Source organism: Nocardia tenerifensis NBRC 101015 (assembly GCF_000308715.1).
GTDB classification, from domain to species: domain Bacteria; phylum Actinomycetota; class Actinomycetes; order Mycobacteriales; family Mycobacteriaceae; genus Nocardia; species Nocardia tenerifensis.
Window position 1 is genome coordinate 1 of the sequence record NZ_BAGH01000380.1, and the last position, 7215, is coordinate 7215.

Annotated in this window: 6 protein-coding genes; 1 reads left to right on the forward strand and 5 read right to left on the reverse strand. The window is 68.7% G+C overall.

The genetic code is table 11. The features are described from left to right. The coding region (locus ON39_RS30350; protein ID WP_040739442.1) for an NADPH-dependent F420 reductase at positions 1-529 on the forward strand (529 nt) is incomplete at its 5' end. A gap of 94 nt (positions 530-623) precedes the next feature. Here ON39_RS30350 and ON39_RS30355 read toward each other — a convergent pair. From ON39_RS30355 to ON39_RS30375, 5 genes are all read right to left on the reverse strand, one after another. Then, complete coding sequence (locus tag ON39_RS30355; protein ID WP_040739443.1) at positions 624-2654, reverse strand: CocE/NonD family hydrolase; 2031 nt, start codon at positions 2652-2654, stop codon at positions 624-626. Between the two features lie 203 nt (positions 2655-2857). Further along, positions 2858-4915, reverse strand: coding sequence for a CocE/NonD family hydrolase (locus ON39_RS30360; protein WP_040739444.1), 2058 nt, complete (start codon positions 4913-4915; stop codon positions 2858-2860). 157 nt (positions 4916-5072) lie between these two features. Then, positions 5073-5810 carry a phosphoglyceromutase gene (locus ON39_RS30365; RefSeq protein WP_040739445.1) on the reverse strand — a complete coding sequence of 246 codons (738 nt, stop codon included), beginning with the start codon at positions 5808-5810 and terminating at the stop codon, positions 5073-5075. A gap of 13 nt (positions 5811-5823) precedes the next feature. Then, positions 5824-6726, reverse strand: coding sequence for an ROK family protein (locus tag ON39_RS30370; RefSeq protein ID WP_040739446.1), 903 nt, complete (start codon positions 6724-6726; stop codon positions 5824-5826). Between the two features lie 10 nt (positions 6727-6736). Beyond that, entirely contained in the window at positions 6737-7213 is a 477-nt protein-coding gene (locus ON39_RS30375) for a type III secretion system chaperone family protein (RefSeq protein WP_051187342.1), read from the reverse strand. Between the last annotated feature and the right edge of the window lie 2 nt (positions 7214-7215).

A 7215-nucleotide genomic window follows, 5' to 3' on the forward strand; every position in this document is an offset into this window, starting at 1 on the left:
GGCGCGGGCCGGGAGCATCGGCGAGGCCGCCGGTTTCGGGGACGCGGTGCTGCTCGCGCTCCCGGTCGGCGCACTGGCGGAGGTGCTGGGCTCGGTCGGCGCGCTGCTCGCCGGACGGACCGTCATCGACTGCACCAACGCCTTCGCGCCGGACACCGCCGCACCCGAGGGCGCGACGGCGTTCGTGCTCGCCGAAGACGCTGTGGCCGAGCGCATCGCGGCGGCGGCGCCGGGGGCGCACGTGGTGAAGGCGTTCAATGTCTGCGCCGCCGAGGTGTGGGAGTCGGACACCCGCGTGTTCGAAGGACGCAGGCTCGCCGTGCCGCTCTGCGGTGACGACCCGGATGCACTGCGCCGGGTCGCGACGCTGACCGAAGACCTGAAGCTGCAACCGATTCCGGCCGGCGGGCTGCACCGGGCGAGGTATCTGGAGGCGGTGTCGGTGTTCACCGTGGGGCTGTGGTTCGCTGGGCAAGATGCCCGAGCGATTTTCCCGCCACTCGAGCACGCGTTCGCGGTGGTGGACTGATTCGGGCGCCCGGCCTGAGCGTGCACTATTCGCTCATACCCCGCGAGTTCGAGCTTTGATGCGCGATAAGTGCACGCTCAGACCGGGTTACGGTTTACCAGCCCGGGTTACCGCGCACCGGAAGATTCACGAAACTTGGCTGGTTCTGGTCGAGCAGTAGCCGCTGCGGGCGCAGGCCGCTCTCGACGAGCAGCGGCATCGGCGGCAAACCTCTGGGAAAGTTCCCGGCGTACACGTCGACGCGCAGCCGGTGGCCCGGTTGCAACACCGCCTCGATGCCCGGCACCGAAATGTCCAGGGCCGTAGGCTCTCCCGGCACGACGGGCTGCCTGCTGTCGAGCGACAGGTCCGGCACCGGGTCGGTGTAGTCGCCGTTGGACAGGCGGGTACTGCGTCCCTCATCGATGGCGCGCAGCGAGGAGACCAGCTGACCGGAGGACAGCACCGACGACTGCCCGTCGGGGGCGACGTCGTTCACCGTGACGGTCCAGTAGCCGTCGGTCGCGTCGTGCACGGTGTTGAGCCGGACCGCGATCGGGCCGGAGACGGTGGTCGGCTCGGCGACCGGCGCGCTGGTGAAGGTCAGCCCGCCGAGCTCCTGGATCCGGGAGTCCTTGCTGCACCCGTCGATGATCGACGTCGCGCCCGCGGACTCCTGCGCCAGGTCGCGCGAGCACACCCCGGTCAAACCCGGTGCGACGGTGAGCGTGTCGAGGCTGGGGCTCGGCGCGCCGAACAGCGAACCGTCGTGCACGCTGGTCGCGGTCCCGCTCGGCGCGGCGGACAGGTACATCCGCCGATACTCGACGCCGGGCTGCGGGAAGGAGGGCGAGGTGATCCAGCCGCCGCCCTGCTGACGCAGCGTCACCGGGCCGTACTCGTCGATGCCGTTGTCGATTCCCTTGAGCCACTTGTCGAACCAGGCGCGCTGCAGCACGTCCATCCGCGGCGGCAGGCCGGGGCGGCCGGACTCGTTGCCGTTGCTGATGTGGTAGCCGCCGCCCATGAACAGCTGTTTCTTGCCGGGCGGCAACGGAATTCGCTGATACACGTCGGCCTGCGAGTTGACGAACACGTCGTGCCAGCCGCCGGTCACGAAGGTAGGCAGGGTGATTCGGGTCGGATCGGTCTCCCACGACTGCCGGAACGGACTGTCGGCCTGCAGCAGCGCCTGCACCTTGGGGTCGAGCTGATCGATCTGCGGGGTGACCAGCACGTTCAGCAGCGCGTCGAGGAAGGTGAACGGATCGGCGAGCCGATCCATCAGCCACCGCATGTCGAACTGCCCGCGAGCCGCCGACGCGAGATCGGGCACCAGCTTGGCGCCGTTGACCGCGAGCAGCCAGGCGGGCATGAAGGTGACGCCGATCGCGCCGCCCGGAGCGACCAAGTCGCGGAACGGATTCCGGCTCGGCACCACCGGGAAGATCGCCTTCAACGCGGGCGGGTTCTTGGCGGCGACCTGCAGTTGGTTCAGCCCCGAGTAGGAGACGCCGTTCATGCCGATGTCCCCGGTGGACCACGGCTGCCGCGCCGTCCAGTCGATCACCTCGACGGTGTCCTGCTGCTCGCGATAGCGCAGCAGGTCCCAATCACCCTGGGAGAAGCCGGTTCCCCGGACATCGACGACGACCTGGGTGTACCCGCTCTTGATCAGCTGACGGTCCACGGTGAAATTGCGCAGCAGGCCGCCGCCGAGCGCCCTGGTGAGATCGGTGATGCCGGAGAACGGCGTACCCGAGAGGTCGACGTCGCGCGCGACCTGCAGCACCGCGTCCGACAGCCAGGGAATCGAGATCATGCTGTCGGCGATCATCGAGCCCAGTTTCGTGTAGGGCGTCAGGTTGACGATGGTCGGCGTCGGCGTCGAGATCGGTTGTCCCGCCGCGTCGGCCGGGTGATAGACGTTGCCCTTGAGGACGGTGCCGTCGCTCATGGTGATCGGCACGTCCCACTCGATGAAGACGTTCGGATACTGCTGCGGGCCGTCCTCGGTGGCGGCCCACGCCGCACCGGCCGCGCCGCCGTCCGGCCCGGCCGGGGACGCGGCGGCCGAGGGTGAAAGGAAGGGGGCCAGGGCCACCGCCGCGACGAACAACGCTGCGGTCCGGAGCGCATACCTCATTGGATCCACTCTCTTCGGGAAACAAATGCTCTCTAACCGTAGGGAGGGAAACGGCGGCTGTCCGCGCTTCGCCGCAGATCAGCGAATTATCGTGCAGTGTCACAAGCGATCGCCCGGCGACTGGGCGATGTGCCGAAACACGAAGGGTGCCTTCGCTCGAGGAACTCGAAACGAAGACGCCCTTCGCGGGTTCTACGCCGGAATCACCAACCGGGATTGCCGCGCACCGGCACGTTCACGAAGCTCGGCCGATCCGGGTCGAGCTGCACGTGCTGCGCCTTCAAACCGGTGTCCAGCAACATCGGCAGAATCGGCAGGCCCTTAGGGAAGTTGCCCGCGTAGACGTCCACGCGCAGGCGGTGGCCCGGCTGCAGGATCGCCTCGGTGGCGGGCAGGGTGATGTCCAGGGTCGTCGCCTCCCCCGGCACCGTCGGCTGCCGGTGATCCAGCGAGGTGAACGGCCGCGGGTCGGTGTAGTCGCCGTTGGCGGACCTGCTGCTGTTGGCGTCGTCGATCTCGCGCAGCGAGGCCATCAGCTGACCGGAGGACAGCACGGTGGACTGCCCGTCCGGCGCGACGTCGTTGACGGTGGTCACCCAGTAGCCGTCCGCGGCGTCCTGAACGGTGTTGAGCCGCACCGCGATCCGGCCCGAGATGGTGGTCGGCTCGGCGACCGGCGCGCTGGTGAAGGTCAGCCCGTTCGTCTCCTCGATCCGCGAGTCCTTCGCGCAGCCGTCGATGATCGACAGCACGCCCGCGGTGCCCTGCGCCGCGTCGTTGGAGCACAGGCTGGTCAGGCCGGGGGCGATGGTGAGCCGGGCGGTGTCGCCGTTGGCGGCCGCGGTGAGCGATCCGTCGTAGACGCTGTTCGCGGTGCCACTCCGGTTGGCGGACAGGTACATCCGCCGGTGCTCGGCCGCCTGCGCGCCCGCGTTCTCGCCCGGCGCGGCGAACGAGTCGGTGGTGATCCAGCCACCGCCCTGCTGCCGCAACGTGATCGGGCCGTAGCCGTCGATGCCGTTGTCGATGCCCTTGAGCCACTTGTCGAACCACGCGCGCTGCAGCACGTCCAGCCGCGGCGGCAGGCCAGGCTTGGCGTACTCGTTGCCGGAGTTGAGGTGGTAGGTGTTGCCCATCAGCAGCTGCTTCTGGCCGGCGGGCAGCGGAATCTCGTTGTAAATCTTCGATTCCGAGTAGGTGAACAGGTCGTGCCAGCCGCCGGTGACGAAGGTCGGCACCTGGATCTTGGACGGATCGCTCAGCCAGCCCTCGCGCGGGCGGGAGGAGCCGGTGAGCAGCTCCTTGGCGCGCGGGTCGAGGTCGTCGATGCGCGCGGTGGTGTAGACGTTGAGCAGAACGTCCATGAACGTCAACGGATCTCGCACGCGATCGGCCAGCCACTGCGTGTCGAACTGCCCGTTGAGCACCGAGGCCAGATCCGGCACCAGCTTCAGCCCGTTGATGGCGGTGAGCCAGAGCGGGATGAAGTTGAAGCCGAAGCCGCCGCCGGGGGCGAGCACGTCGTTCATCAGGTCGCTACCGGGCACCACCGGGAAGATCGCCTTCAGCGCGGCGGGACGCTTCTCGGCGGCCTGCACCTGGTTGATGCCGGAGTAGGAAATGCCGTTCATGCCGATGCGGCCGTCGGACCACGGCTGGCGGGCGGCCCAGTCGATCACCTCGACGGTGTCCTGCTGCTCGCGCTGGCGCAGCATGTCCCAGGTGCCTTGGGAAAAGCCGGTGCCGCGCACGTCGACGACCACCTGCGCGTAGCCGCTCTTGATGAGCTGGCGGTCGACGGTGAAGTTACGCAGCTCGCCGCCGCCGAAGGCCTTGGTCAGGTCCGTGACGCCGGACAGCGGGGTGCCGCTCATATCGATCTCGCGGAACAGGCCGAGCAGCGCGTCGGACAGGCCGGGGATGGACTGCGCTTGATCGGCCAGGTTCGACACCAGTTTGGTGTACGGCGTGAGGTTGACGACGGTCGGCGTCGGCGTATCGATCGGCCTGCCCGACGCGTCCGCGGGGCGGTAGACATTGCCCTTCAGGACGGTGCCGTCACTCACCGTGATGGGGACGTCCCATTGGATGTTGATGTTCGGGTACTGCTGTGGACCGTCCTGGGTCGCCGCCCAGGCCGCGCCCGCGGCGCCGCCGTCGGGGCCGGTGGGAGTCGGCGCGGCGGAGGCGCCGCTCGTGAGGAAGGGGACGAGCATGGCGGCGGCAACTGCCGCGACGGTTGCGCGCAACACGTGCTTCATCAGGCGTGATCTACCTCTCGGGCTGGTCAGTCGACCGAGTGTACATACTTACTTGTCGGTAATGACAAGAGGTAACACGTACTTTTTCCGAAATAGAGGTTCACATACAACGCGCCGCGCCCCAGCAGGGACGCGGCGCGGTGTTCTGACGAGCGGGTTACTTACCGCCCTGGTTCGCGACGGCGGCGGCGCCCGCGGCGGCCGCCTCGGGGTCCAGGTACTCACGCGGACGGACCGGACGCAGGTTCTCGTCCAGCTCGTAGCGCAGCGGGATGCCCGTGGGAATGTTCAGACCGGCGATGTCCTCGTCGGAGATCTGGTCGAGGTGCTTGACCAGGGCGCGCAGCGAGTTGCCGTGCGCGGCGACCAGCACGGTCTTGCCGGTCAGCAGGTCCTTGGAGATGGTGTCCGCCCAGTACGGCACCATGCGCTTCACCACGTCGAGCAGGCACTCGGTCTTCGGGACCTCGATGCCCGCGTAGCGCGGATCGCCGTCCTGGCTGTACTCGTCGTCCGGGTCGATCGGCGGCGGCGGGGTGTCGTAGCTGCGGCGCCAGAGCATGAACTGCTCGTCGCCGTACTTATCGCGGACCTGCGCCTTGTTCTTGCCCTGCAGCGCACCGTAGTGGCGCTCGTTGAGGCGCCAGTCCCTGATCACCGGGATCCAGTGCCGGTCGGCGGCGTCGAGCGCGATATTGGCGGTGCTGATCGCGCGGCGCAGCAGCGAGGTGTAGACGACGTCGGGCAGGATGCCGTGCTCGGCCAGCAGCTCCCCCGCGCGCTTGCCCTCGGCGATGCCCTTGTCGGTCAGGTGCACGTCCACCCAGCCGGTGAACAGGTTGAGGGCATTCCATTCGCTCTCGCCGTGGCGCAGCAGCACGAGGGTGTAGGTCATGCGGGACATCCTTTCAGACGGTGTCGGCGACGGTGGCGTGCCCTGCGGCGAGCACACCGGCGCCGACGAGGGTGGCGCCGTGGGCGATGCCGGACGGGACCACGCGCAGCCCACGGGTGAAGTCGAGGCGCGCGTGCCGCTCCAGCGCCGCGCGCATCGGATCCCACAGCGGCGCACCGGATTGCGCGAAGCCGCCGCCGATGACGACGAGGTCGACGTCGAGCAGCGCGGCGGCCGAGGCGATGGCCTGACCGAGCGCGGTGCCCGACCGGTGCAGCGCCGCGAGCGCGATCTCGTCCCCGGCGTGCGCGTCCTCGGCCAGTTGCACACCGGTCGCGCCGCGCCAGCCCTGCCCCACGGCCCAGCGCACCGAGGACATTCCGCTAGCGACCGCCTCGACACAGCCGACGCCGCCGCACAGGCACGGCACGTCCCAGCCCGGCACCACGATATGACCGATGTGCCCGGCGTTGCCGGTGCGTCCCATGACGACCCGGCCGTCCGCGATGATCCCGCCGCCGATCCCGGACGACACCGTCAGCGCCAGGCCGTTCGGCACCCCGCGCAGCGCTCCGACGTGGTACTCGGCCAGCGCCAGGCAGGCGCCGTCGATGGCGAATTCGATGGTGGCACTAGGGAAAAGCTCCTGCACCGCGGCGACGATGGCGAAGCCGGACTTCCATTCGGGAATGTTCAGCGGGGCGGTGAGGCCGGTGCGCACGTCGACCGGTCCGGCCGAGCCGATGCCCACGGCGGTGATCGTCGCGTCCCCCGCCACCTCGAGCAGCAGGCCGCGACAGGCCGCCCAGACCTCCTCGGGTGGCACGTCGGCCCGGCGCACGTCGCGCACGTCGAGTCCGTCCACCACACCGGCCGCGAACTTGGTCGCGCCGATATCCAACGCAAGAACCGTCATCGCAGAGAATTTACGGCTTGTCGGCGGCGTCTACCAGGTGCTCGAAGGCCCGCAGATTCTTCAGCGACTCACCGCGCGAGACGCGCCACTTCCATTCCTTGCGAATGGATTCGGCGAAGCCGAGCTCGAGCAGCACGTTGAAATCGGAGTCGACCGCCTCGAGGATCTGACCGAAGAGCCGGTCGAGTTCGTCGGCGGTGACGGTGTGCGTCGCGGCCCGGCCGACCAGGTAGATGTCGCCGACCCGGTCCAGGGTGTAGGCCACGCCGTAGAGCCTGCGGTTGCGCCGCAGCAGGAATTTGTAGACGCCCTCGAAGTTCTCGTCGGGCTTGCGGCAGACGAACGACTCGATGCGCAGGCCGTGCTTGCCCACGGTGAGCATCACGCTCGTCTTCAGCTTGCGCTCGCCGGGCAGCACCACGACGAAGGTGTCCTCGCCGGAGCGGGTGTACTCGATCTCCCTGTCGCGCAGGGTCTCATCGATCAGCT

Coding starts and splice junctions, on each gene's coding strand:
- ON39_RS30365 (WP_040739445.1), bottom strand. CDS start 5,810: ATGACCTACACCCTCGTGCTGCTGCGCCACGGCGAGAGCGAATGGAAT.
- ON39_RS30360 (WP_040739444.1), bottom strand. CDS start 4,915: ATGAAGCACGTGTTGCGCGCAACCGTCGCGGCAGTTGCCGCCGCCATG.
- ON39_RS30355 (WP_040739443.1), bottom strand. CDS start 2,654: ATGAGGTATGCGCTCCGGACCGCAGCGTTGTTCGTCGCGGCGGTGGCC.
- ON39_RS30370 (WP_040739446.1), bottom strand. CDS start 6,726: ATGACGGTTCTTGCGTTGGATATCGGCGCGACCAAGTTCGCGGCCGGT.